The sequence below is a fragment of the Streptomyces sp. NPDC050564 genome, assembly GCF_044457265.1.
Classification (GTDB): Bacteria; Actinomycetota; Actinomycetes; order Streptomycetales; family Streptomycetaceae; genus Streptomyces.
The window spans coordinates 243,269-267,332 of record NZ_JBITGS010000002.1 but is presented as its reverse complement, the minus strand read 5'-3'; the positions used below and the strand labels follow the sequence as shown (position 1 = coordinate 267,332).

Below are 24,064 nucleotides of genomic sequence, written 5' to 3'. Positions count from 1 at the left end.
TCACCTTCGGTTCGGGCTCGGCACCCCCGCGGTGCCGGGCCCTTCCGTATGCTCCGAGGTATGGCTGCCCCTCTGCAGGAGAGACCGGAAGAGAAACCGGCCGTACGGATCTCCACCCCCAAGGGCAAATGGATCCTGCTGACCACCGTGCTCGGCTCCAGCATGGCCATGCTGGATTCGACGGTCGTCAACGTCGCGCTGCCGACCATCGGCCGTGACCTGAACGCGAGCCTCGCGGCCCTCCAGTGGACCGTCAACGCGTACATGCTGACGCTGGCCGGGCTGATCCTGCTGGGCGGATCGCTCGGGGACCGTTTCGGGCGGCGCAAGGTGTTCGTCCTGGGTGTGGTGTGGTTCGCGGCCGCCTCGCTGCTGTGCGGTCTCGCGCCGAACGTCGGCGTGCTGATCGCCGCCCGTGCCCTGCAGGGGATCGGGGGCGCCCTGCTCACCCCCGGTTCGCTCGCGCTCATCCAGGCCTCTTTCCATCCGGACGACCGGGCCCGGGCCGTCGGCCTGTGGTCGGGCTTCGGAGGCGTCGGCGCGGCGGTCGGGCCGTTCCTGGGCGGCTGGCTGGTGGACGGCCCCGGCTGGCGCTGGGTCTTCCTGCTGAACATCCCGGTGGCACTGGTGTGTGCCCCGATCGCGCTGCGCCACGTCCCCGAGTCGTCCGACGAGCGCACGCACCACGGCTTCGACGTCCTCGGCGCCGCGCTGGGCGCACTCGCGCTCGCTCTGGTGACGTACGCCCTGATCGAGGCCCGCAGCGGCTCGGTGGTCGTCGTGGTGACGGCGGTCGCGGGCGTGGCCGCGGGGGTGGCCTTCGTGTACGTCGAGCGGCGCCGGGCCGATCCGATGATGCCGCTCGACATCTTCGCCTCGCGCCAGTTCACGGCCGTCAATCTCGTCACTCTGTGCGTCTACGCGGCCTTCGGCGGCTTCTTCTTCCTGACCGCGCTCCAGCTCCAGGTCGTGGCGGGCTACTCGGCGCTCCAGGCCGGTATGGCGCTGCTGCCGACGACCGTCCTGATGCTGCTGTTCTCGGCGCGCTCGGGGGAACTCGCGCAGCGCATCGGTCCCCGCATCCCGCTCACCGTGGGTCCGCTGCTGTGCGCGGCGGCCATGCTGCTGATGCTGCGCGTCGGCAAGGACGCCTCGTACGTCGTCGATGTGCTGCCCGCGCTGCTGGTGATGGGTCTGGGCATGGTCGTCCTGGTCGCGCCGCTGACCGCCGCCGTCCTCGCCTCCGTGGACACCTCGCGGGCGGGCCTGGCCAGCGGCATCAACAATGCGGCGGCCCGAGCGGCCGGGCTCCTCGCCGTGGCCGCGCTGCCGCTGCTCGCCGGGATGGGCCCGGAGGCGTACCGCTCGGCGGACGCCTTCAATGCGGCCTTCCGGCGGGCGATGCCGTTGTGCGCGGGTGTCCTGGTGGTCGGGGCGGCGCTGGCCTTCGCGACCGTACGCCGCCCGCCGCCCGACTGCCGGCGCCCCCAGTGCCGTATGCACGGGTGTGTGACGGCACCTCCGCTGGAGCCGGCGCGCGCCGCCGCGCCTCCGGACTCGGTATCCGCCAAGGCTTCCAGCGCTGGTCCGGCTTCGTGACGGTGCCGCTGGTGTCGATCTTGTAGGCGAAGATCATCCGGCTGGCACTCGCGGCGGCTGCCTTGGCGAGGAAGGTGTGGAGGTCGATCGGCGTGTTCACATCGGTGTCGTGGAACGGGTGGTTCACGTAGATCTTCGCCGTCGTGGTGTGTGCGCGGAACCGTTCGCTCCAGAAGGACCGTGGGCAGCCGTTACCGATCAAGGACAATGGAGCAGACTGGAACCCATGACGATTCACGAGAACCTCCTCGGGGGACCGCCCCCGACCCACCTCCCCGACGACCCGGAGCCGCGTGAGCTCCTCGCGAACGGCACGGCGCCCGCCGATGTCGCCGCCAAGTACCCCACCTCCTCGCTCGCCTGGGCGCAGCTCGCCGACGACGCGTACGAGCAGGGCAGCGTCGTCGAGTCGTACGCCTACGCCCGTACGGGCTACCACCGCGGCCTGGACGCCCTGCGCCGCAACGGCTGGAAGGGCCACGGCCCGGTGCCCTGGGAGCACGAGCCGAACCGCGGCTTCCTGCGCGCCCTGCACGCCCTCGCCCGCGCCGCGCAGACGATCGGCGAGCAGGAGGAGTACGAGCGCTGCAGCCAGTTCCTGAAGGACTCCTCGCCGACGGCTGCGCAGACGCTGGGCTAGGTCATGGGGCTGGGTCCGGGGTCCCGTTTCCGGGGGCTCTGATGCGGGTCCGCCTGGTGTGACCGGGCGGACCTTGCGGTTTCGGGGGACGATTGTGGAGGATGCGCGGTGGGGACCGGGGCCCCCGTGTCGGTAACGGCAGGGGCGGACCGCTACCCGGAGTACGCATCAGGAGACAGCGATGTCGTCCCATCCGGCTCAGCCCGCAGAGGCTCAGGAGCCCGAGACCCCGCATCTCGACTTCCAGGGCACGACCCCGTACGAGGACTACGTACAGGCGGATGTGCTCACCCACCTCCAGCACACCCTCTCCGACGACCCCGGAGAGATGGTCTTCCTGGTGACCACCCAGGTCATGGAGCTGTGGTTCACGGTCATCGTCCACGAGTGGGAGACGGCGGCGGACGCGCTCCGCTCCGACGACGTCCCGACCGCGGTGGCCGCGCTGAAGCGGTCCGTACGGGAGCTGGAGGCGCTGAACGCGTCCTGGCGGCCGCTCTCGCAGCTCACCCCCGCCCAGTTCAACTCCTACCGCTCCGCCCTCGGCGAGGGCTCCGGCTTCCAGTCGGCCATGTACCGCCGGATGGAGTTCCTGCTCGGCGAGAAGTCCGCCTCCATGCTGGTCCCGCACCGGGGTGCGCCGCGCGTGCACGCCGAGCTGGAGAAGGCGCTGCACGAGCCGAGCCTGTACGACGAGGTGCTGCGGCTGCTGGCGCGCCACGGGCACGCGATTCCCGCCTCCGTGCTGGAGCGGGATGTGTCGCTGCGGTACGAGCCCTCGGGAGAGGTCGAGGCGGTGTGGACATCCCTGTACTCGGGCCCTGGGGACGACGAACTCGCCCGCCTCGGCGAGGCGTTGACGGACGTCGCCGAGCTGGTGTGGCGCTGGCGCAACGACCATCTCGTCGCCACCCGGCGTGCGATGGGCGCGAAGGCGGGTACGGGTGGCTCCGCCGGGGTGGCCTGGCTGGAGAAGCGGGCGCAGAAGAACGTCTTCCCGGAGCTGTGGACGGCGAGGTCTCATGTCTGAGCTGATCCTCAAGGCGGAGAAGCTGGACTCGGCCGACGAACTGGCGGGACTGCGGGCGCGGTTCGTGCTGGACGACGGGGTGTACCTGGACGGGAACTCGCTCGGCGCGCTGCCGGTGGGGGTGCCCGGGCGGGTCGACGACGTCGTGCGCCGGCAGTGGGGTGAGCTGCGTATCCGCTCCTGGGAGGAGAGCGGTTGGTGGACCGCGCCCGAGCGGATCGGTGACCGGATCGCTCCGCTGGTCGGGGCGGCGGCCGGGCAGATCGTGGTCGGTGACTCCACGAGTGTGAACGTCTTCAAGGCGCTGGTGGGGGCGGTGCGGCTGGCGGGGGACGGTCGCGATGAGATCGTCGTCGACGCGACGACGTTTCCGACGGACGGGTACATCGCGGCGTCCGCGGCGCGGCTGACGGGGTGCGAGCTGCGGCCGCTCGACCCGGCGGAGGTCCCGGGGGCGGTGGGCCCTCGTACGGCGGCGGTGCTGCTGAACCACGTCGACTACCGCACGGGCAGGTTGCACGACCTCCCCTCCCTGACCGCCGCGATCCATGACGCGGGCGCGCTGGCGGTCTGGGACCTGTGCCACAGCGCGGGCGCGCTGCCGGTCGGTCTGGACGCGCACGGCGTCGACCTGGCGGTCGGCTGTACGTACAAGTACCTGAACGGCGGTCCTGGTTCACCGGCGTACTTGTACGTCCGCAGCGACTTGCAGTCCCGCTTCGACTCCCCGCTGCCCGGCTGGAACTCCCACGCGGACCCCTTCGGCATGAGCCCGTCGTACGCTCCGGCTCCGGGTGCGCTGCGCGGTCGGGTCGGCACGCCGGACATCCTGTCGATGCTGGCCCTGGAAGCGGCGCTGGAGGTGTGGGACGGCATCTCGATCGACTCCGTCCGCGCCAAGTCCCTCGCGCTCACGGACTTCTTCCTGGAGTGCGTCTCGGCGTACGTCCCCGAGGGCCGGGTGGAGTCCCTGACCCCGCCCGCCCACGCGGAACGCGGCAGCCAGGTCGCCCTGCGCTGCGCGGAAGCGGGCACCGTGATGAAGAGCCTGATCGAGCAGGGCGTGGTCGGCGACTTCCGCCATCCCGACGTCCTGCGCTTCGGCTTCACGCCGTTGTACGTGGGGTTCGGGGATGTGGAGAGGGCGGCGCGGGTGCTGGGGGAGGTGCTGGGGTAGCTCTGGGGTAGCTCTGGCGGCGTGCGCTGCTCCCCGCGTCCCGCCGGTGGGTGGTTCCGCCTGCGGCCGGCGGGTGGGGCGGGGCCGTGCCGGTACATCCGCCCCGTCGCCGGTGGCAGATCGCTTGGGCTTCACAGCTCGGCCTGTCGGCAACCACGTAAGCGACGGGGCATGTGATGTACCGGCACGGCCCCTTCCGCGCGTGGGCGGGTGCGGGTGCGTGGGGGTGCGCATCCGCAGCTGCGGGTGGGTGCGTGGGGAGTGCGGCCTCTTGCGGCCGGGGGCGTGCGTCGGCGACTGCGGGTGAGTGGGGGCGGGCGTCGCCACTGCGGGCGGCACGCCTCGACCTACTCACCTCCCCCTGCCCCGTCCCCACCCACCCCGCCCGCTCCCTTCCCCCCCCGGTCGGGGCCTGATCTTTCAGCCCGTCCGGCGTTTGAGGACGAGGCCGTTCAGGCCGAAGCGGGGGTCTGGGGGCGACAGCCCCAGGTACGGGACGGGTAGGGGCGGAGGGGGCGAAAACCCTGCTCGCCCGCACCACCGCGTGGGGTCACCCGCCGACGACGTACACCCCGGCCGCGGCAGCGGCAACCGCGGCCTCGGCGGCCCGCTCGGCGGCGGCGGAGTCGGGAGCCACCCCGGTGGTGAGCAAGGCGTAGTAGAGCGGGGCCGAAACCGCCCGCACAACCAGCGCGGCATCGGTGCCCGCGGGCAACTCCCCCCGAGCGACCCCTTGCTCCACGCACGGCGCCCACTCGGCGACCCGCACGTCGTAGAACCTCCGCAACGCCTCCGCCGTACGCACGTCGCACGCCCCCGCAGCGATGACCGCCCGAAACAGCGCCCCCTGCCGAGGATCCGCCAGCGTCCGCCGCACCAGCGCGGCATTGGCCCGCAGATCCCCGAGTACGCTCCCCGTCTCCGTACGGGGAACCGACTGCTCGGCCATATCGCTGAGCAAGTCGGCGACCAGCCCCGTCACCGACCCCCACCGCCGATACACCGTCGTCTTGCCCACCTCGGCCCGCCGAGCCACATCGGCCAGATCGAGATGTGCGAACCCGTGCTCGGCGAGCACATCCCCCGCGGCCCGCAACACGGCCGTACGGACACGGGCGGTACGCCCCCCGGGACGTACGGTGCCGGGCTCGGCGGACATGACGACCTCCTTCTGCGGGCATGCGGACGCTACCCGCCAGCGTAACGAAACAGTAGAACCGTTTAACCCTCACCGAGCGTGACAACCCCGTGTCGACGCACGTCACGCGCCTGATACCGTCCCCGCCAACGGCCGAATTCTCCCCTGGTCCGCCAAATCCGTTTCACCGCTGAGAGGTTGGAGCATGCAGGACGACGACGCCGCAGCCCAGGACGACGCCGCCGACGGAGCCGCCGCACAGCGCGCCGCCGCCGAGCGCGAGGCGGCCCTGCAGCGCGACGCCGCGCAAGAGGCGTCGGCCTTCTCGCACCCGCCCGTGGACCCCGACATCACCGCGTCGTACGGCGACCACCCGGACCAGGTGATCGACTTCTACGCCCCGCGCGAGCCGGACCCCGCGGTCCCCGCCCCCCTCGTGGTCGTCCTGCACGGCGGCGCCTGGCGTGCCCCGTACGACCGCCGGCACATCACCCCGTTCGCGGACTTCCTGGCCCGCCGCGGCTTCGCCGTGGCGAATGTCGAGTACCGCCGGGGCGCCGCGGCCCCCGAGCCGCACAGCGTCCCGATCCCGGCTCAGGGTCAGGGCGCCACGGGGCCGATCGCGGGGCGGTGGCCGGACACCTTCGACGACATCGCGGCCGCGCTGGACGCGCTGCCCGCCCTCGTACGCGAAAAGCTCCCGCAGGCCGACCCCCGGCGCACGGTGGTCACGGGTCACTCGGCGGGTGGCCACCTGGCCCTGTGGGCCGCCGCCCGCCACCTCCTGCCCGCCGACGCCCCCTGGCGCACCGACCGGCCCGCCGCCCTGCGCGGCGTCGTCGCCTTCGCTCCGATCGCGGATTTCCAGGTCGCGGAGAAGCTCGACGTGTGCGCCGGTGCGGCCCGCCAACTGCTGGGTGGAGAGGGGAAGTTCGCCGAGCGACTGCCCTACGCCGACCCGGTGCTCCTCCTGCCCACCGGCATCGCCACCACCCTCGTACAGGGCCGCACCGACATCGTCGTCCCGCAGGCGGTCGCCGAGTCGTACGCCGATGCCGCCGCCAAAGCGGGAGAGGTGGTCGGCCTGACGCTCCTGGAGGAGGTCGGTCACTTCCCCCTGATCGACCCGGCGGCGGATGCGTGCGCCGTGGTGGCCGAGGAGATCGCCCAGCTGGCTTGGTGACACCCAACTGGCCTGGTGGCAAGGGGGACTTGCTGCTCCTTCGAGTCACCCCGGTCATACCCGTAGTACCTGAGAGCTACGTCTCAGGTGAGCTCCCCAGCGGGACGCCGACGACAGGTCACGGTCCGTAACTTCCCCTCCAGAGACGCCCGATGAGCGGGCGCGCTGGAGGCGAAGGACAGGACACGATGGGATTCCGGGCGAAGCCGAGCGCGAGGGGAAGAGCGGACCGGTCCGCGGACTCGACGCCGCCCACGACGGAGCGGCTGGGGCGGGAGCACACGGGTCCGGACGGGCCGGGGTCGGAGCGGGCGGAGGCGTCGGGCGCGGGGGAGCCGACGGCTGCGGGAGTGGAAGCGGCGGGGCGAGGGTCCGGCCGAGGCGGGGGCCGATTCGTCCGGCGTCTGCGTCGTACGCTGCTCGCCGCGCTCGTCATGGCCGCCGTCGTCGTCCCCGTGTCCGCCGCCGCGCGGCCCCGGATCCCCGCCCCGGCGCCCGCGGTCCTCGCTCCGGTGACGGCGTCGACGCTGGACAAGGCGTATGCGGCCAACCGCGCCAACGCCGCGGAGGCGGCCCGCATGGCTGCGGACCACGGCGACCGCACCCGCGCCGCCGCCGACCGCGCCATGGCCACCCCGTCCCGCCGCTTCCTCTCCTTCGACGGCCGCGGCTCAGGCCGGGCCGTCGAGGTCGTCGGGGACCTCGCCCACGCCGACCGCGTGGCCGTCCTGGTCCCCGGCTCCGACACCACCCTGGAGACGTACGGCCGCTTCCGCGCCGGCGCCCTCGCCCTGCACGACCGCCTCGGCCCGCGCACAGCCGTCGTCGCCTGGCTCGGCTATGAGACTCCGGGCACCGTGAGCACCACGGTCATGACGACGGGCCGCGCGGAGGACGCGGCCCCGCGCTTGAAGGGGTTCATACGCGAACTGCGTGGCGTCGTCGGCCGGTCGGCGCACCTGTCCCTGCTGTGCCACTCGTACGGCACGGTGGTCTGCGGCCGTGCGGCGCAGGGCCTGGACGTGGAGGACATCGCCCTCCTCGGCAGCCCGGGCACCGGCGTGGACTCCGCGGCGGCGCTGCACACGTCCGCCCGCGTCTGGGCGACCCGGGGCGCCGACGACTGGGTGGCGAACGTCCCGCACGCGAGGGCCGACCTCTTCGGCACCACGATCGGCTTCGGCACCGACCCCGTGTCCCCCGCCTTCGGCGCCCATGTCTTCGCGGCGGGCGACGGCGGCCACAGCGATTACTTCACACCGGGCTCGGTGTCCCTGGACAACCTCGCCCGCATCGTCCTCGGCGACACCTCGGAGGTGACCCGTGCGTGAGTTGAGTCTGCGTGAGCCCCGCCGTCGGGAAGGTGCCCGGGCCGCCGCTTCCGGCACTCGGCCGGGTGCGCCTCGCATACGGGCGGGAGTCCGCGGCCGTATGCGTGCGGCGGTGCACGGCCTGCGGGACGGAGCCCGCCGGATCGAGGAGGTCACCCCGGCGGAGCGCGACCGCGCCGTGGACGCGCTGCGCGCCCTCGCCATCCTCGGCGTCGTCCTCGGCCACTGGCTGGTGACGGCCCTGGTCGCGGACGGCGGCGCGCTGCACACGGCGAGCCCGTTGCAGCACATGCCCTGGCTGGCCCCGATCTCCTGGGTCTTCCAGACGCTCGCCGTGTTCTTCCTGGTGGGCGGTCATGTGGCGACGAAGAGCTACGCGTCGGCGCGGGCGCGCGGGACGACGTACGGGAGGTGGCTGCGCGCCCGCCTGAGCCGTCTCTTCAAGCCGGTGGCGGCGGTGCTGACCCTATGGACGGTCGCCACGGCCTGCCTGCTCGTGTCGGGCGCGGACTTCGCGACCGTCCACACACAGGTGAAGCTGGCCCTGTCCCCGCTCTGGTTCCTCGTGGTCTTCGCGGTACTGACCGCGGTGACGCCCCTGGTGACGCATATCAACCCGCTGTGGCCGCTGGCCGTCGTTCTCCATGTGGACCTCATTCGCTTCGGTCTCGGCGGCCCGTCCTGGCTCGGCTGGGTGAACGTCGCGGCGGGCTGGCTGGTGCCGTACACCCTGGGCGCGGCCTGGACGCGCGGTGAACTGGACCGACGGCGCGCGGGCTGGGTGCTGTTGACCGGCGGCGCGGCCGCGACGGCGGCACTGGTGGCGTGGGCCGACTATCCGGCCTCGATGGTCGGCGTGCCCGGCGCGCCGGTCTCCAACCTGAACCCACCGACGCTGGCCGCGGTCTCCTTCGGCCTGGCCCAGTGCGGCCTCGCCCTGCTGCTGCGCGAGCCGCTGCGCCGGGTGATGCGGCGTCCGCTGGTCTGGGCGGGGACAGCTTTCGCCAATCTCTCCGCGATGACGATATTCCTGTGGCACCAGACCTCGATGATGGCCGTCACCGCACTCGCTCTCCTCACGGGCCGTCTCCCCGGCCTGCACACCGTCCCGGACGGGCTGGGCTGGGTGGCGGCCCGGCTGGCCTGGCTCCCCGTCTTCGCCCTGGCCCTCGCCGTCTGCTGGTCCGCCTTTCGCACCTACGAACAGGGTCCCCGCCGCCGCACCGGCCGCCCGTCCCGAGTCGTCCGTGTCCATCGCCGCTCTGGCCCGGCTGGAGCGAAGGCGACCCCTCGTGCCTAGGGTTGACCACGTGATCAGCGAGGAGCACCGGGACCCGAACAGCGAACCCCCCATGCCTCCCATGTCCCCCCGCCCTGAGGCCGATCCGCAGGACGCCACCCACAATCCCGAGCCGCGGGGCGCACCGCGCAAGTCCCCCCGTCAGGAAGCCGAGCCCAAGCCCACCCCTCAGAAGGCAGCGCGCGGGTCCGCCGCTCAGGAAGTGACGGGCAAGCGCAACCGCCAGGAGGACTCCGGCAACCCCGCACCCCCCGAGGCCCGTCCCACCACCCCTCCCGGTCTTCCCACCCCTCCCACCCGCGCACAGGGCGTCGGTGCTCTGGTGGGTGCGGTCCTGAGCGATCTCGCGTCCCCGTCGGCCGCGCCACTGCCTCCGCTGACCCGGCCGCGGTGGCTGCGCCGTCTGCCGCATGTCGTGGTGTGCTGGATCGCCCTCGGCATCGCGCTCGCCGGCGTGGACGATCTGAACAGCAACTACCACCTGGGCTTTGGACTGGGCACGGTGGCCGGGCTCGCGCAGGGCGTGGCGATGGCCCTGGCGCTGTGGCGGCCCGTTCCCGCCTGGTGGCTCTCGCTGGGCGCGACCGTCGTGGCCGCCGTGGCCGCGCGTTCGCACATGGCGGTGGGCGTCGCGCCCCCGGGCGGCCTCGACTGGCCGTGGAGCCCGCCCGCGATCATCGCGCACGCCTTCGTGCTCTTCTTCCTCGCGCTGCGGGTACCCACGCGCGTGGCCGTCGGCGCGCTGTCCCTGACGGCTCTGGCCACGTACTTCGTGCAGGGCGTGGTCGGCGGGCAGGTCTACCGCCCCACGGGACTGCTGGCGGTCGTCGTCTTCGCCGCCGTGGTCCTTCTCGGCACCGCGCTCCGAGGCCGTCGGGAGGCCCGTACGCAGTTGGTCGAGCAGGCCTCGCTGACCGAGGAGGAGCGGGCCCGCCGCACGCTCTTGGAGGAGCGCAGCCGTATCGCGCGCGAGCTGCACGACGTGGTCGCCCACCACATGTCGGTGATTTCCATCCAGGCCCAGGTCGCCCCGCACCTGGTCGAGAACCCCACCGAGGAGCTGAAGGAGAACCTGGAAGGCATCCGGCAGAACGCGCTGGAGGCGCTGACCGAGCTGCGCCGCGTCCTCGGTGTACTGCGCTCGGAGAACCTCGACGACCCGTACGGCCTCGGTGCGGGCACGGGCGCCGCCCCGGACTCCCCGCAGCCCACGCTCGATCGCCTCGACGCCCTCGTCGAGAACACCCGGGCCGCCGGGCTGGACGTGACCACGGAGATCTCCGGCGAGCAGCTTCCCCTCGCACCCGGCGTGGAGCTGTCGGCGTACCGGATCATCCAGGAGGCGCTGAGCAACGCCCTGCGGCACGCGCCCGGTTCCGCGGTCCGTGTCGAGCTCTGGCACTTCCCGCGCGGTCTTCAGGTGCGGGTCGTCAACTCCAGACCCGAGCGGCCCGGCCCGCCGTCCCCGGGCGCGGGGCACGGTCTGCTCGGCATGCGCGAGCGGGCGGCGATGCTCGGTGGCACCCTCGTGACCTCGGAGACGTCGTGCGGCGGCTTCGCGGTAGCGGCTTTTCTGCCCCGAAACGGCGTCGCTCCCGCCGACGACAACTCCACCGACGACAACTCCACAGGCCGGACAGGAGAAGAGACCCCATGACGAGCGCGAGCGGCACCATTCGCGTACTGATCGCCGACGACCAGCAGATGGTCCGGCAGGGCTTCACCGTGCTGCTCAACACCCAGCCCGACATCGAGGTGGTCGGCCAGGCGGTCGACGGTTTGGACGCGATCGCCAAGGTCGCCGAACTCGCCCCGGACGTCGTCCTGATGGACATCCGTATGCCCGAACTCGGCGGCATCGAGGCCACCCGCCGCATCACCGACGAGACGCCCCGGATCAGGGTGCTGGTGCTCACCACCTTCGACCTCGACGAGTACGTGTACGACGCCCTGCGCGCCGGCGCCTCCGGGTTTCTGCTCAAGGACGCGTCCGCCGACCAACTCGCCGAGGCGGTACGGGTGGTCGCTGCGGGCGACGCGCTGCTCGCGCCCGGCATCACCCGCCGCCTCATCGCCGAGTTCTCCCGCCTCGACTCCACACCCCGCGCCCCCCTCAAACAGCGCGTGGGCGAGCTGACCGAACGCGAGACGGAGGTCCTCGCACACATCGCCCAGGGCTTGTCGAACGCGGAGATCGCCGAACGCCTGGTCGTCGCCGAACAGACCGTGAAGACCCACGTAGGCCGCATCCTCGTAAAACTCGGCCTACGCGACCGCACCCAGGCAGCGGTCTTCGCCTACGAGTCCGGCCTGGTCCGCCCCGCAGGCTACTGACCCCGCGAGCCGAGCCCCGACCACCCGACTCCCCCGCAACCTGGTCACCGCCCCCAACCTCCACACCCCCCGACCACCGATGCCCGCCCCAACGCCCCCACCCACAGCCACGGCGCACACCTCGCCCCACCCGCCCGCGCCTGACACACCCACCGCGGTCGCGCCGCACGCCTCCACCGACCCCCACCTGCCGGGGGCGACGCACCCACCGCGGTCGCGCCGCACGCTCCCACCCCCACGCCCGCCCCCACTCGCGCTTGACGCACCCCCTCGCAGTGGCGACGCACGCCCCCACGCACCCGCGGCCGCCGACGCACGGAAGGGGCCGTGCCGGTACATCACATGCCCCGTCGCTTGCGTGGTTGCCAACAGGCAGAGCCCTGAAAGCCAAGCGATCTGCCACCGGCGACGGGGCGGATGTACCGGCACGGCCCCGCCCCACCCACCGGCGGAACGCGGGACGGCCAGGCGCCGACGGGCAGCCGCTCACAGAGGCGGGCGCCGACGAGCAGCCGCGCACAGAGGCGGGCGCCGACGGGCAGCCGCGCACAGAGGCAGGCGCCCACGGGCAGCCCCGCACAGGCAGGCGCCCACGGCGAGGCGCCCACCGTCGGCCGACCACCCCGCCGAAGGACCTCCGCCCTACCCGTAGTACCTGAGACGGACCCACAAGGACCCTCCTCGCAGGTGACGACCGCGACCCCCACCACGGCCTACCGTTTTGAACGTGACCGAGACGACCCAGACGCAGATGACGCCGCCGGGCGGGGCCAAGCCACGCAGCCCGGAGTTCCGGCTGGCCGCGGACGCCCTGCGCGGGCTGCGGCAGGACTTGTTCCACGACGCCTTCGCCTACCGCCCGCTGCCGCGCATGCGCGTGGACGGCCCGCTCACCAGACGCCTGCCCGAGGGGATACGGGAGTACGCGGCGTGGACCCCGCACGCCGCGGTCGCGGCAGCCGGACTGCTGGCGATGGCCATCGCCACGGCTGACGGCGACGGTGAGGGCCACGCCAGTGTCAGGACGCTGCTGTGCGCTCTCCTCGCGCTGATCCCGGTCCTGCTGACGCTGATCCGGCCGATCGGCGCCTTCTGGTTCTCCCTCGCCGCGACACCGGTCGTCGCCGTGTTCGGCTCCAGTTGGAGCGACTGGCCGTGGCTGCCCGGCACCTTCGCCGCCCACCTGACGGTGCTGACTGTCGTGGCGCTCAGGACGAGGCCGCGCACGGCCGCCTGGATGTGGCTGCTGACCGCGGTGTACGGGATGGGCGCCGAGACCGTCTTCGGATCGGGCCACTACTACGGGACCGACACGGTCCCGTTGCTGTTCGTCTCCGCCCTGGCTCTCCTGGTCGTCACCGTCCTGCACATACGCCGTGAGGCTGCGCAGGAGGTCACCGCCCAGCAGTCGGAGACGGCGCAGGAGCGTTCCAAGCGCACGCTCCTCGAAGAGCGCACGACGATCGCCCGCGAGCTGCACGATGTGGTCGCCCACCACATGTCGGTGGTCGCCATTCAGGCGGAGGCCGCCCCGTACCGGGTGGAGAACCCGCCGCCGGAGCTGGAGCAGGCCTTCGTCACGATCCGGGAGAACGCGGTCGCGGCGTTGACCGAGCTGCGCCGCGTGCTCGGTGTCGTGAGGGCCGAGGACTACGAGGCCCCGGACGCCCCCCAGCCCACCCTCGCCGACCTGGACGCGCTGCTCGCCAATGTGCGGGACGCGGGCCTGACCGTGGAGAAGGCGGTCACCGGCGCAGTACGCGAACTCCCGCAGGGCGTCGAGCTGTCGGCGTACCGGATAGTCCAGGAGGCCCTCAGCAACACCCTTCGGCACGCCCCGGGCGCGCCGGCCCGTGTCGAGATCGGCTACGTCCTCGGCGGGCTCGGCCTGCGCATAGTCAACGGTCCCGCGCCGGCGACGAGTCTGAAGAAGTCCGCCCACGGCGCGGGGCACGGCATCACGGGCATGCGCGAGCGGGTCACCATGCTGGACGGCGAGATGACGTCGGGCGAGACGGACGACGGGGGCTATGAGGTGACGGTGTTCCTGCCCGTACCCCCCGCCGAGGAGCCCGCATGACGGAGGGCACCAACGCCACGAGTGGTTCCAACGCCACGAGTGGCTTCAGCGGCCCCAGCGGCCCCGGCGGCGGCATCCGCGTCCTGATAGCCGACGACCAGGTGATGGTCCGAGAGGGCTTCTCCGTCCTGCTCGGCGCGATGCCGGACATCGAGGTGGTCGGCGAGGCGGTCAACGGCCGGGACGCGGTCGAGCGGGTCCGCGAGCTCGCCCCGGACGTCGTGCTGATGGACATCCGGATGCCGGAGATGAACGGGATCGAGGCGACCCGGGAGATCGTCGCCGCGGACGGCGCCGCGAAGGTGCTGGTCCTGACGACGTTCGACCTCGACGAGTACGTGTACCAGGCGTTGCGCGCGGGAGCCTCCGGCTTCCTGCTCAAGGATGCCTCGGCGCGCCAACTCGCCGATGGGGTGCGGGTGGTGGCGGCAGGGGAGGCGTTGCTGGCGCCCTCGGTCACCAAGCGGCTGATCACCGAGTTCTCCAAGCTGGCGGACGCGCCCCGGCTCTCGGCCACGGCGCAGGCGGCGTACGGGGATCTGACCGAGCGGGAGACGGAGGTGCTGATCCTCATCGCCCAGGGCCTGTCGAACGCGGAGATCGCCGAGCGTCTCGTCGTGGCCGAGTCGACGATCAAGACCCATGTGAGCCGCATCCTGGTCAAGCTGGGCCTGCGGGACCGTACGCAGGCGGCGGTGTTCGCGTACGAGGCGCGGTTGGTCACGCCCAGGTGATCAGGGGCGTGGTCGGCGGGCCGGGCGGGGGCCGCTCGTCGAGATGCCCTGTTCAGACGAGACACCCCTGTTCAGAGGGGGGTGCGCCGGGCTAGCGTCCGTCCATGGCAGCTTTGGAGACTCCGCAGGCCTTCGACCCGTGGGACCCGGCGTTCGTGGCGGACCCGTACCCGGCGTACGAGGAGCTGCGTGCGCGGGGCCGGGTGCACTACTACGAGCCCACCAACCAGTGGCTGGTGCCGCATCACGCGGATGTGTCGGCGCTGCTGCGGGACCGACGCCTGGGGAGGACGTACCAGCACCGGTTCACGCACGAGGACTTCGGGCGGACGGCGCCGCCGGCCGAGCACGAGCCGTTCCATGTGCTCAATGATCACGGGATGCTGGACCTGGAGCCCCCGGACCACACGCGTATCCGGCGGCTGGTGTCGAAGGCGTTCACACCGCGCACGGTGGAGCAGTTGAAGCCGTATGTCGACCGGCTGGCGGGTGAGCTGGTCGCCGGGCTGGTGGAGGCGGGCGGCGGTGATCTGCTGACCGACGTCGCGGAGCCGCTGCCGGTGGCGGTGATCGCCGAGATGCTGGGTATTCCGGAGTCGGACCGGGCGCCGTTGCGACCGTGGTCGGCGGACATCTGCGGGATGTACGAGCTGAACCCGTCGCAGGAGACGGCGGCGAAGGCGGTCCGGGCGTCGGTCGAGTTCACCGAGTATCTGCGGGAGCTGATCGAGGTCCGGCGCAAGGAGCCCGGGGACGACCTGGTCTCGGGGCTCATCGCGGCGTACGACGAGGGCGACCGTCTCAGCGAGCAGGAGATGATCTCCACGTGCGTGCTGCTGCTGAACGCGGGACACGAGGCGACGGTCAACTCCACGGTGAACGGCTGGTGGGCGTTGTTCCGCCACCCCGAGCAGCTGGCCGCCCTCCGCGCGGACCACTCCTTGATCCCCACGGCGGTGGAGGAGCTGATGCGTTACGACACGCCGCTTCAGCTCTTCGAGCGCTGGGTGCTCGACGAGATCGAGATCGACGGTACGACCATCCCCCGCGGTGCGGAGATCGCCATGCTCTTCGGCTCCGCCAACCATGACCCCGCGGTCTTCGACACCCCGGAAAAGCTGGACCTCGCGCGTGCGGACAACCCCCATATCTCCTTCAGCGCGGGCATCCACTACTGCATCGGCGCGCCACTGGCCCGCATCGAACTGGCCTCTTCCATGAACGCGTTGCTGACCCACGCCCCGACGCTCACGCTCTCCGAGGAGCCGACCCGAAAGCCGAACTTCGTGATCAGGGGCCTGGAGGGCTTGCGGGTGACGCTCTGACGAACACGGCGAGCGCAGGCGGATCTCGCCCCCTCCGCCCCCGGCCGATGGACGACCCGGACCTAGGAGCCGCGCCCCTTGAGGGGCGCGGGGAACTGCGCGACCTGCCCTCACCCACTCGCAGCCGAAAGCCGCTACGGGACGGGTAAGGGGGGAGGGCGAAAACCCACCCCACCTCCACCCCGCCCCTGTCCCCCTCACGTACTCAGATCCCGCCGCCGCAACGCCGCCAACCCCGCCGCAGTCAGGACCGCCGCGATCCCTGTGAGGAAGAGCACCGGCGTCCAGGTCATGTCGCCGCCGGGCAGCTTCGGGAGGTGGCCGAAGGGGGAGAGGTTCATGACGGTGCGGGGGACGTTCAGGGCGGGGCCGATCCAGCCGAGGAGGAGGGCGAGGCCTGCTGCGGCCCAGGCTCCCGGCGCCCACTGGGCGGAGAGGCCGTGCAGGAGGACGGCCAGGGCGCCCAGGGTCCAGATGGCGGGGACCTGGACGAGGCAGGCGGCGAGGATGGGCCCGAGTTCGGCGCCGTAGCCGAGGCCCAGGCCGAGCCCGCCGAGCAGCATGATGAGGACCGCGCCGCCGAAGGCGATGACGAGATGGCCGCAGGCCCAGCGCAGCCGCCCCACCGCGTTCGCCAGCACCGGCTCGGCCCGCTGCGAGGTCTCCTCGCCGTGCAGCCGCAGCACGGAGGACACCACGAACAGTGCGGCGACCATGCCCAGCATCCCCACCATCGTCGCGAGGAACGCGTCCGTGATGCCGGTCTGCCCACCCATCCGCTCGATGATCTCCCGGGTCTTGTCGTTGTTCCCGACCAGATCCGAGGCGCCCTTCGTCATCCCGCCGAACGCGGCCCCGGCGGCCAGGAACCCGAGGCTCCAGCCGAGCACGGCGCCCCGCTGCAACCGCCAGGCCAGCGCCCCGGCCGTACCGAGGCGCCCGGATGCGGGACCCGGCCGCGTCGGCAGGAAGCTCATGCCGACGTCGCGCCGCCCGGCGAGTTCGTAGGCGACCGCGCCCTGCACGGCGACCGCCGCGACGAACAGCGGCAGTACCCACCAGCGTTCGTCCGCGAAGGACCTCAACTCCTCCAGCCAGCCGACCGGGGAGATCCAGGTCAGGGGCGAGGAGCCGTCGTTCGTCGCCGAGTCGCCCGCCGCCTTCAGGACGAAGGCCGCGCCGAGCAGCCCGCCCGTCAGCCCCTTCGCGAGCCGCGCGCTCTCCGTCAGCTGGGCGACGATCGCCGCCATCGTGGCGAAGACCATCCCGACCCCGGCGACGGCGAGTCCCAGCGCCAGTGCCCCGGCGCCGCCCTGCCCCGCGAGCCCGCCCGCGATGAGCAGCGCGAGGACGCCGTTCGCGACGAGCGCCGCCAGCAGCGCGGCGGTCAGCGGCGCCCGGCGCCCGACCATCGCCGAGGAGATGAGTTCCTGGCGCCCGCTCTCCTCCTCGTCGCGGGTGTGCCGGACGACGATGAGCAGGCTCATGATTCCGGCGAACACCCCGGCGTAGCCGCCGATGCGCCAGGCGGTGAGTCCGCCGAGGGAGTCGCTGAACACCGGCCCGTAGGTGGCGCGCAGGGAGCTGTTGGTGAGCATCTGACGTGCCACGTCGGCGCGTTCGGCCGGGGTGCCGTAGATGGTCTTCAGCGAGTTCGGCATGGAGAGGACCAACAGGCCGATCACGCCGACCCAGAGCGGCATCATCAGCCGGTCGCGGCGCAGCGCGAACCTCAGGAGCGTGCCGGTTCCGGCCAGTTGACGGGACTTGCCGGCCCCTACCGCATACGTCGCGGCAGTCGTGGCGGTCATCGCGCCATCGCGTCCGTGCGGACATCCTCCTGGTAGTGCCGCAGGAAGAGCTCCTCCAGCGTCGGTGGCGTCGACGTCAGCGACCGTACGCCGGAGTCGGTCAGCGAGCGCAGTACGGCGTCCAGCTTGTCCGTGTCGACCTGGAGCTTCACCCGCTTTCCCTGTATGTCGAGGTCGTGGACGCCGGGCAGGTGCGCCAAACCGTTGGGGGTGCCCGCGAGTTCGGCGGTGACGCTCGTGCGGGTGAGGTGGCGCAGGTCGGCGAGCGAGCCGCTCTCGACGGTCCGGCCCTTGCGGATGATGCTGACCCGGTCGCAGAGCTCCTCCACCTCGCTGAGGATGTGACTCGACAACAGGATCGTGCGGCCGCGGTCCCGTTCCTCCTCGACGCAGCGCTGGAAGACCTCCTCCATCAGCGGGTCGAGGCCCGAGGTGGGCTCGTCCAGGATCAGCAGGTCGACGTCCGAGGCGAAGGCGGCGACGAGGGCGACCTTTTGGCGGTTGCCCTTCGAGTACGTGCGTCCCTTCTTGGTGGGGTCGAGTTCGAACCGCTCGATCAGGTCGGCCCGGCGCGCCTTGTCGAGTCCGCCCGCCCGTCGCCCGCCACCACCGTGCCTGACGCTCCCCCAGAGCCGAAAGCCTGGGGGGACCCCCATCGCGCGGCCCCCGTCATGCAGCCGCCCGTACAGGTCGATGATCTCGCCGCCGGAGAGGTTGCGCCACAGCGTCACGTCGCCGGGGACGTACGCGACCCGGCGGTGCAGTTCCACCGCGTCCGCCCAAGGGTCCCTGCCCAGCATCTGGGCGGCGCCGGAGTCGGCGCGCAGCAGGCCCAGCAGGACCCGGATGGTGGTGGACTTCCCGGCGCCGTTCGGACCGAGGAAGCCGTGCACCTCACCGGTCTCGACGTCCAGGTCGAGGCCGTCCAGCGCGTGCGTCTTGCCGAACGACTTGTGCAGTCCGGAGACGGTGATTGCCTTCGTCATGGTTCAGAACGTACGCGACATTCACAAATTTGTGAAGTTAAGGAAGGGTGTAAACGCCGGATACACTTGAGGATGGCGCGCGAGCAGGGGAGATGATCCAGGGATGACGGAGACGACAGCGGGGTCCGATGCGGCGGAGCGTGATCCGGAGGCGGTCTCGAAGTTCGTCGAGAGCTTCGCGGCGCAGCTCGTCGAGGCCGGGATGCAGCGGATGCCGGCGCGCGTCTTCGGGGCGCTGCTCGCCTCCGACACCGGCACGCTGACCTCCGCCGAGCTCGGCGAGCAACTGCAGATCAGCCCGGCGGCGGTGTCCGGCGCGGTGCGCTATCTCGCGCAGCAGCACATGGTCTCGCGCGAGCGGGAACCCGGGTCGCGGCGCGAGCGCTATCGCGTGCACAGCAATCAGTGGTACGAGGCGTTGACCAACCGCGAAGCGGTGCTCAAGCGCTGGGAGTACGCCCTGCGCGAGGGGGTCGAGAGTCTGGGCCGGGAGACGCCCGCCGGTCGGCGCCTCTCCGAGACACTGGCCTTCTTCGAGTTCGTCGACGGGGAGATCGCGCAGATGATGGAGCGGTGGCGGGTGTATCGGGAACAGCGCTTCGGAGAGGGCTGACCTTCGGCGAGGGCTGCGGGCCCACGCCGACATGCCGCGTCGGTGACTGCGGACCGTCTGTGGCCGGTCACGCCCAAGTGGGGGGCGCAGCGCGGCCGCCCAAGTGGCGGGGCCGCAAGTTCGGGGCCGCATGTGTCACAGCCCCGCACACCCGACGGGGCGCGGGGAACTGCGCGACAAGCCCCCACCGGCCCACCGCCGAAGGGCCGGTACGAGCCGGTGCAATCCGGTACGAGCCGGTACGATCCGGGTCGGTATGGGGCGGAGATGGCGGCAAACTCCCCGCCGTCGCCGTCGCCGTCACCCGAGCGGCAACGTCAACCCCCAGGCCGCCTCCCGCACCGTCCACGTCCGAGTCCGTACGGGCCCGCCGACCACTGAGTCCGCCCGGTACCGGAAATCGGCCCCGGAGACGGTGACCCGGCGCCCCACGGCCCGGAGAGGCGACGCCTCCGCGCCCACGGACACCGGCCGGACCTCGACCTCCGCACCGCCCGCCGGGAAGCCCGGCGTCACGCACACCGTCTCCACGGGCTGGTCGAGGTCGACGACCGTGACGCCGTCGACCTCGACGCGGAGCCGGGAGGGACCGGGCCCGGGCACGGACGCCTGCCGTGGGGGCCGGGTCACGAGGGTCCTGACGAGGGACTGGCAGGTGCGCAGCCAAGGGTGTGCCTCGGGATCGCCGTCGACGGAAGCGGGGACGGGAGCGGGGGAGGGCAGCGAAGGGATCCGCAGGGCCCCCAGCACCACCCCGTCGCTGTCGTCGACGAGCAGATCCATCCGCCGCTCGACCCCGTCGAGCACCGCCCGGGCCGCCGCCACGGCCCCCGTGGGCACCCCCAGCGACCACGCCAGCGAGAGCACGCCCCCCACCGGCACCACCGACAGCGCACAGGCGGCGAGCTCCCGCTGACGGTGCAAAAGGGACACCGCCCGCAGCAGAGCCCGGTCGTCGCCGACGACGACGGGCCTCCGCGACCCCCGACGGGCCAGTGCCCGGGCGAATTCCTCGGGCCCCTCGGGGAGGCACACTTTCGTCGCCGCACCCGCGCTGAGCACGTCTTTCGCGATCCGTACAGACTCGCCGTCCGTTCGTCGGGCGACCGGGTCGATGACCACCAGAAGCTGGTCGGAAGCCGCCACCTCGGTCATGCCTCGCTTCCTCGGGTAGCATCTTGGTGCAAGAGCCCCTTGCGCTATTGCGCCAGGGGCTTCGTCTATTCCGGGGCATCCGGTCCGACGGTCGCGGCCAAAGGAGGTCGCCGGCGTACGCAGCCGTATCGAAAACCAGCCGCGTACGTCCCCGACCTTGGACATGCCCCGCCCGGAAGGGGTGTACGCCTGTGCCCGCACTTGTGCTGCTCGGTGCTCAGTGGGGTGACGAAGGCAAGGGAAAGGCCACCGACCTGCTCGGTGGATCCGTGGACTATGTGGTGCGCTACCAGGGCGGCAACAACGCCGGCCACACGGTAGTCGTGGGCGATCAGAAGTATGCCCTCCACCTCCTCCCTTCCGGAATCCTCACGCCGGAGTGCACTCCGGTGATCGGAAATGGAGTCGTCGTCGACCCCTCGGTCCTGTTCTCCGAGCTGAACGGGCTCAACGAGCGCGGCGTCGACACCTCCAAGCTCCTGATCAGCGGAAACGCGCACATCATCACGCCGTACAACGTGACGGTGGACAAGGTCACCGAGCGCTTCCTCGGGAAGCGGAAGATCGGGACGACCGGCCGCGGCATCGGACCGACGTACGCGGACAAGATCAACCGGGTCGGCATCCGCATCCAGGACCTGTACGACGAGTCGATCCTGACGCAGAAGGTCGAAGCGGCCCTCGAGGTCAAGAACCAGCTGCTCACCAAGCTCTACAACCGGCGCGCCATCGAGGCGAGCCAGGTCGTCGAGGAGCTGCTGAGCTACGCGGACCGGCTCAAGCCGTACGTCGCGGACACCGTCCTGGTCCTCAACCAGGCCCTTGAGCAGGACAAGGTCGTGCTCTTCGAGGGCGGCCAGGGCACGCTCCTCGACATCGACCACGGCACGTACCCCTTCGTGACGTCCAGCAACCCGACCGCCGGTGGTGCCTGCACCGGTGCGGGCGTCGGCCCCACGAAGATCAGCCGGGTCATCGGCATCCTCAAGGCGTACACGACCCGTGTCGGCTCGGGCCCGTTCCCGACCGAGCTCTTCGACGAGGACGGCGAGGCGCTGCGGCGCATCGGCGGCGAGCGCGGTGTGACCACCGGCCGTGACCGGCGCTGCGGCTGGTTCGACGCGGTCATCGCCCGCTACGCGACCCGCGTGAACGGTCTGACCGACTTCTTCCTGACCAAGCTGGACGTGCTCACCGGCTGGGAGGAGATCCCGGTCTGCGTGGCGTACGAGATCGACGGCAAGCGCGTCGAGGAGCTCCCGTACTCCCAGACCGACTTCCACCACGCGAAGCCGGTCTACGAGACGCTCCCGGGCTGGTCGGAGGACATCACGAAGGCCAAGACCTTCGCGGACCTCCCCAAGAACGCCCAGGCGTACGTCAAGGCCCTTGAGGACATGTCCGGCGCGCCGATCTCCGCGATCGGTGTCGGTCCGGGCCGTGACGAGACGATCGAGATCAACTCGTTCATCTGACAAGGCTCTTGAGCAACTCGTCGGTCGAGTACGGCTCCTGATCAACTCGTAGGGCTCACCGGGCTCTTGGACGCGCCCCCGGTAAGGCTTCGGCCGACCCGGGGGCGTTGTCGTGTCATGCCCATCCTTGACCGGGACATGGGCTGTTCCTGGTTTCGGCAGGGACGAGGTGCGACCACGATCTACGCGTGTAGTCCCCGTACGGCTCGCACGGCCCGTTCACCTGCCCTCGCCGCCCCAGTCCCAGGAGTCCCGTATGCCCGTGAACCCCTTGAACCGCCGGGAGTTCGTGAAGAAGTCGGCCGTCACCGGTGCGGCCGTGGCCGTCGCGGGGACGGCCGCCGCGGCGCCCGCTCGGGCCGCCGACCGGCGCCCCGAAAAGGCGCCGCGTACCTGGTCGTTCTCCATCCTCGGCACCACCGACCTGCACAGCCATGTCTTCGACTGGGACTACTACACGGACGCCGCGTACAAGGACAGCAAGGGCAACTCGGTCGGCGTCGCCCGTGTGGCCACCCTCATCAAGCAGCAGCGGGCCGCCAAGGGCGAGCACCGTGTCCTGCTGGTCGACGCGGGCGACATCATCCAGGGCACCTCACTTGCGTACTACTACGCGCGCGTCGCCCCGATCACCGGCACCGACGGACACAAGGGGCCCAAGCACCCGATGGCGATCGCCATGAACGCCATGCGGTACGACGCCGCCGCGCTCGGCAACCACGAGTTCAACTACGGCATCGAGACGCTCCGCACGTTCGAGAAGCAGTGCCACTTCCCGCTGCTCGGCGCCAACGCGCTGGACGCGAAGACCCTCCGGCCCGCGTTCCTGCCGTACACCGTGAAGCGCATCTGCGTACCCGGCGCTCCCGACATCAAGGTCGGCATTCTCGGGCTGACGAACCCCGGAATCGCCCTGTGGGACAAGGACAACGTCTCCGGGAAGATGGCGTTCACCGGACTCGTGGAGCAGGCCAAGAAGTACGTCCCGCGCCTGCGCGCCCTCGGCTGCGACGTCGTGTTTCTGACCGACCACTCCGGGCTCGACGGCTCTTCCTCCTACGGCACCGAACTCCCGTACATCGAGAACGCGTCGAACCTCGTGGCCGAGCAGGTCCCCGGCATCGACGCGATCCTCGTGGGCCACACCCACACCGAGATCTCGTCCTACACGGTGACGAACACCGAGACCGGCAAGGACGTCGTCCTCTCCGAGCCGTACTGCTACGGCATGCGCCTGACCGTCTTCGACTTCGAGCTCGAACTCGTCCACGGCCAGTGGAAGGTGACCAGCACCAAGGCGCAGACCCTCAACAGCAACACGGTCGAGGAGGACGCGGAGATCACCGAGCTCCTCAAGGCCGACCACGACCTCGTGGTGAAGTACGTCAACACGCCGGTGGGCACGTGTACCGCGGACCTCTCCGCGGCCGAGGCCTGCTGGAAGGACGTCCCGGTCATGGACTTCATCCACCAGGTCCAGATGGCGACGGTGGCCTCCGGCCTGTCCACGGCCGATGCGGCCCTCCCGCTCATCTCGGTTGCCGCGCCCTTCAGCCGTACCGCCGACATCCCCCAGGGCGACGTCACCATCCGCGATGTCGCGGGGCTCTACATCTACGACAACACCCTGTACGGCAAAAAGCTCACGGGTGCGCAGCTCAAGGACTACCTGGAGTACGCGGCGAAGTACTACCACCAGGTGCCGAGCGGTACGAAGGTCGACACCGCGACCCTGACGAACGCCAACAACTTCTGGGACTACATGTACGACACCGCCGCCGGTGTCTCGTACGACATCGACATCGCCCAGGCCGAGGGCTCGAGGATCAAGAACCTCACCTACAACGGCGCCGCGGTCGCCGACGACCAGGTCTTCGTCGTCGCCGTCAACAACTACCGGGCCAACGGCGGCAGCGGCTATCCGCACATCGCCTCGGCCGACATCGCGTACAGCTCGACGAACGAGATCCGCCAGCTGATGATCGACTACGTGACGTCCAAGGGCACGCTGAACCCCGCCGACTTCGCCGCGGCCAACTGGAAGCTGACGCAGGACGGGACGGCGGTGTTCTAGAGACGTACCTGGCCGCCGAGTTGGCGCCACCGGCAGCAGGGCCTCGTGCCACCGGGGTGCTGACGTGACGGCGCTGACG

General features: G+C 71.4%; 19 protein-coding genes. 15 read left to right on the top strand and 4 right to left on the bottom strand.

All coding sequences use genetic code 11. The annotated features are described in order from the left end of the window. The first annotated feature begins 60 nt into the window (after window positions 1–60). The 4 genes from ACIBK0_RS04720 (at window position 61) to kynU (ending at window position 4,446) form a co-directional block, all read left to right on the top strand. Window positions 61–1,599 carry an MFS transporter gene (locus tag ACIBK0_RS04720; RefSeq protein ID WP_399075581.1) on the top strand — a complete coding sequence of 513 codons (1,539 nt, stop codon included), beginning with the start codon at window positions 61–63 and terminating at the stop codon, window positions 1,597–1,599. Between the two features lie 226 nt (window positions 1,600–1,825). Continuing rightward, window positions 1,826–2,239 (top strand): DUF3151 domain-containing protein, encoded by a 414-nt coding sequence (locus tag ACIBK0_RS04715; protein ID WP_399075579.1) that lies wholly within the window; start codon window positions 1,826–1,828, stop codon window positions 2,237–2,239. A gap of 181 nt (window positions 2,240–2,420) precedes the next feature. Then, on the top strand, window positions 2,421–3,269 hold the full coding sequence (locus ACIBK0_RS04710; RefSeq protein WP_399075577.1) for a tryptophan 2,3-dioxygenase family protein: 849 nt from the start codon (window positions 2,421–2,423) through the stop codon (window positions 3,267–3,269). Then, the gene (gene kynU / locus ACIBK0_RS04705; RefSeq protein WP_399075575.1) at window positions 3,262–4,446 is read left to right on the top strand and encodes a kynureninase; all 1,185 of its coding nucleotides are present in this window, start codon (window positions 3,262–3,264) and stop codon (window positions 4,444–4,446) included. Before ACIBK0_RS04710 ends, kynU begins: the two co-directional genes overlap by 8 nt. Window positions 4,447–4,996: 550 nt before the next feature. Here kynU and ACIBK0_RS04700 read toward each other — a convergent pair. Continuing rightward, complete coding sequence (locus tag ACIBK0_RS04700; protein ID WP_399075573.1) at window positions 4,997–5,605, bottom strand: TetR/AcrR family transcriptional regulator; 609 nt, start codon at window positions 5,603–5,605, stop codon at window positions 4,997–4,999. Between the two features lie 184 nt (window positions 5,606–5,789). On the opposite strand from ACIBK0_RS04700, the gene ACIBK0_RS04695 reads away from it, so the two are divergent. The 8 genes from ACIBK0_RS04695 (at window position 5,790) to ACIBK0_RS04660 (ending at window position 15,871) form a co-directional block, all read left to right on the top strand. Next, complete coding sequence (locus ACIBK0_RS04695; protein ID WP_399075571.1) at window positions 5,790–6,767, top strand: alpha/beta hydrolase; 978 nt, start codon at window positions 5,790–5,792, stop codon at window positions 6,765–6,767. Between the two features lie 188 nt (window positions 6,768–6,955). Further along, window positions 6,956–8,098: an alpha/beta hydrolase gene (locus ACIBK0_RS04690; RefSeq protein ID WP_399075569.1), complete on the top strand. Its 1,143-nt coding sequence runs from the start codon at window positions 6,956–6,958 to the stop codon at window positions 8,096–8,098. A 100-nt stretch (window positions 8,099–8,198) separates the two neighbouring features. Next, window positions 8,199–9,398 carry an acyltransferase gene (locus ACIBK0_RS04685; protein WP_399075567.1) on the top strand — a complete coding sequence of 400 codons (1,200 nt, stop codon included), beginning with the start codon at window positions 8,199–8,201 and terminating at the stop codon, window positions 9,396–9,398. Between the two features lie 61 nt (window positions 9,399–9,459). Beyond that, window positions 9,460–11,055, top strand: a complete 1,596-nt coding sequence (locus tag ACIBK0_RS04680; RefSeq protein ID WP_399075565.1) for a sensor histidine kinase — start codon at window positions 9,460–9,462, stop codon at window positions 11,053–11,055. Then, the gene (locus tag ACIBK0_RS04675; protein WP_399075563.1) at window positions 11,052–11,732 is read left to right on the top strand and encodes a response regulator; all 681 of its coding nucleotides are present in this window, start codon (window positions 11,052–11,054) and stop codon (window positions 11,730–11,732) included. Before ACIBK0_RS04680 ends, ACIBK0_RS04675 begins: the two co-directional genes overlap by 4 nt. A gap of 727 nt (window positions 11,733–12,459) precedes the next feature. Then, window positions 12,460–13,812 carry a sensor histidine kinase gene (locus ACIBK0_RS04670; protein ID WP_399075561.1) on the top strand — a complete coding sequence of 451 codons (1,353 nt, stop codon included), beginning with the start codon at window positions 12,460–12,462 and terminating at the stop codon, window positions 13,810–13,812. Further along, complete coding sequence (locus ACIBK0_RS04665; protein ID WP_399075559.1) at window positions 13,809–14,546, top strand: response regulator; 738 nt, start codon at window positions 13,809–13,811, stop codon at window positions 14,544–14,546. Before ACIBK0_RS04670 ends, ACIBK0_RS04665 begins: the two co-directional genes overlap by 4 nt. 104 nt (window positions 14,547–14,650) lie before the next feature. Beyond that, window positions 14,651–15,871: a cytochrome P450 gene (locus tag ACIBK0_RS04660; protein WP_399075556.1), complete on the top strand. Its 1,221-nt coding sequence runs from the start codon at window positions 14,651–14,653 to the stop codon at window positions 15,869–15,871. A gap of 197 nt (window positions 15,872–16,068) precedes the next feature. Here the strand turns inward: ACIBK0_RS04660 and ACIBK0_RS04655 are convergent, their stop codons facing one another. Both ACIBK0_RS04655 and ACIBK0_RS04650 read right to left on the bottom strand, forming a co-directional pair. Continuing rightward, the gene (locus tag ACIBK0_RS04655; protein ID WP_399075554.1) at window positions 16,069–17,682 is read right to left on the bottom strand and encodes an ABC transporter permease; all 1,614 of its coding nucleotides are present in this window, start codon (window positions 17,680–17,682) and stop codon (window positions 16,069–16,071) included. Further along, window positions 17,679–18,668 carry an ATP-binding cassette domain-containing protein gene (locus ACIBK0_RS04650; protein ID WP_399075552.1) on the bottom strand — a complete coding sequence of 330 codons (990 nt, stop codon included), beginning with the start codon at window positions 18,666–18,668 and terminating at the stop codon, window positions 17,679–17,681. Before ACIBK0_RS04650 ends, ACIBK0_RS04655 begins: the two co-directional genes overlap by 4 nt. Window positions 18,669–18,771: 103 nt before the next feature. Between ACIBK0_RS04650 and ACIBK0_RS04645 the strand changes: the two genes are divergently transcribed. Then, complete coding sequence (locus tag ACIBK0_RS04645; protein ID WP_399075549.1) at window positions 18,772–19,281, top strand: GbsR/MarR family transcriptional regulator; 510 nt, start codon at window positions 18,772–18,774, stop codon at window positions 19,279–19,281. 300 nt (window positions 19,282–19,581) lie between these two features. On the opposite strand, the gene ACIBK0_RS04640 is transcribed toward ACIBK0_RS04645, so the two are convergent. Further along, a complete protein-coding gene (locus ACIBK0_RS04640; protein WP_399075547.1) occupies window positions 19,582–20,436 on the bottom strand; it encodes a diacylglycerol kinase family protein in 855 nt (284 codons plus the stop codon). Window positions 20,437–20,627: 191 nt separating this feature from the next. Here ACIBK0_RS04640 and ACIBK0_RS04635 point away from each other — a divergent pair, with 191 nt between their 5' ends. Together ACIBK0_RS04635 and ACIBK0_RS04630 are read left to right on the top strand one after the other, a co-directional pair. Beyond that, window positions 20,628–21,911 carry an adenylosuccinate synthase gene (locus ACIBK0_RS04635; RefSeq protein ID WP_399075544.1) on the top strand — a complete coding sequence of 428 codons (1,284 nt, stop codon included), beginning with the start codon at window positions 20,628–20,630 and terminating at the stop codon, window positions 21,909–21,911. Window positions 21,912–22,167: 256 nt separating this feature from the next. Beyond that, window positions 22,168–23,985: a bifunctional metallophosphatase/5'-nucleotidase gene (locus ACIBK0_RS04630; RefSeq protein ID WP_399075542.1), complete on the top strand. Its 1,818-nt coding sequence runs from the start codon at window positions 22,168–22,170 to the stop codon at window positions 23,983–23,985. The last annotated feature ends 79 nt before the right edge of the window (window positions 23,986–24,064 follow it).

What these genes read in the sequence shown, in the direction of transcription:
- ACIBK0_RS04720 (WP_399075581.1), top strand. Translation starts at nt 61, where the DNA reads ATGGCTGCCCCTCTGCAGGAGAGACCGGAAGAGAAACCGGCCGTACGG.
- ACIBK0_RS04715 (WP_399075579.1), top strand. Translation starts at nt 1,826, where the DNA reads ATGACGATTCACGAGAACCTCCTCGGGGGACCGCCCCCGACCCACCTC.
- ACIBK0_RS04710 (WP_399075577.1), top strand. Translation starts at nt 2,421, where the DNA reads ATGTCGTCCCATCCGGCTCAGCCCGCAGAGGCTCAGGAGCCCGAGACC.
- kynU (WP_399075575.1), top strand. Translation starts at nt 3,262, where the DNA reads ATGTCTGAGCTGATCCTCAAGGCGGAGAAGCTGGACTCGGCCGACGAA.
- ACIBK0_RS04700 (WP_399075573.1), bottom strand. Translation starts at nt 5,605, where the DNA reads ATGTCCGCCGAGCCCGGCACCGTACGTCCCGGGGGGCGTACCGCCCGT.
- ACIBK0_RS04695 (WP_399075571.1), top strand. Translation starts at nt 5,790, where the DNA reads ATGCAGGACGACGACGCCGCAGCCCAGGACGACGCCGCCGACGGAGCC.
- ACIBK0_RS04690 (WP_399075569.1), top strand. Translation starts at nt 6,956, where the DNA reads ATGGGATTCCGGGCGAAGCCGAGCGCGAGGGGAAGAGCGGACCGGTCC.
- ACIBK0_RS04685 (WP_399075567.1), top strand. Translation starts at nt 8,199, where the DNA reads ATGCGTGCGGCGGTGCACGGCCTGCGGGACGGAGCCCGCCGGATCGAG.
- ACIBK0_RS04680 (WP_399075565.1), top strand. Translation starts at nt 9,460, where the DNA reads ATGTCCCCCCGCCCTGAGGCCGATCCGCAGGACGCCACCCACAATCCC.
- ACIBK0_RS04675 (WP_399075563.1), top strand. Translation starts at nt 11,052, where the DNA reads ATGACGAGCGCGAGCGGCACCATTCGCGTACTGATCGCCGACGACCAG.
- ACIBK0_RS04665 (WP_399075559.1), top strand. Translation starts at nt 13,809, where the DNA reads ATGACGGAGGGCACCAACGCCACGAGTGGTTCCAACGCCACGAGTGGC.
- ACIBK0_RS04660 (WP_399075556.1), top strand. Translation starts at nt 14,651, where the DNA reads ATGGCAGCTTTGGAGACTCCGCAGGCCTTCGACCCGTGGGACCCGGCG.
- ACIBK0_RS04655 (WP_399075554.1), bottom strand. Translation starts at nt 17,682, where the DNA reads ATGACCGCCACGACTGCCGCGACGTATGCGGTAGGGGCCGGCAAGTCC.
- ACIBK0_RS04650 (WP_399075552.1), bottom strand. Translation starts at nt 18,668, where the DNA reads ATGACGAAGGCAATCACCGTCTCCGGACTGCACAAGTCGTTCGGCAAG.
- ACIBK0_RS04645 (WP_399075549.1), top strand. Translation starts at nt 18,772, where the DNA reads ATGACGGAGACGACAGCGGGGTCCGATGCGGCGGAGCGTGATCCGGAG.
- ACIBK0_RS04640 (WP_399075547.1), bottom strand. Translation starts at nt 20,436, where the DNA reads ATGACCGAGGTGGCGGCTTCCGACCAGCTTCTGGTGGTCATCGACCCG.
- ACIBK0_RS04630 (WP_399075542.1), top strand. Translation starts at nt 22,168, where the DNA reads ATGCCCGTGAACCCCTTGAACCGCCGGGAGTTCGTGAAGAAGTCGGCC.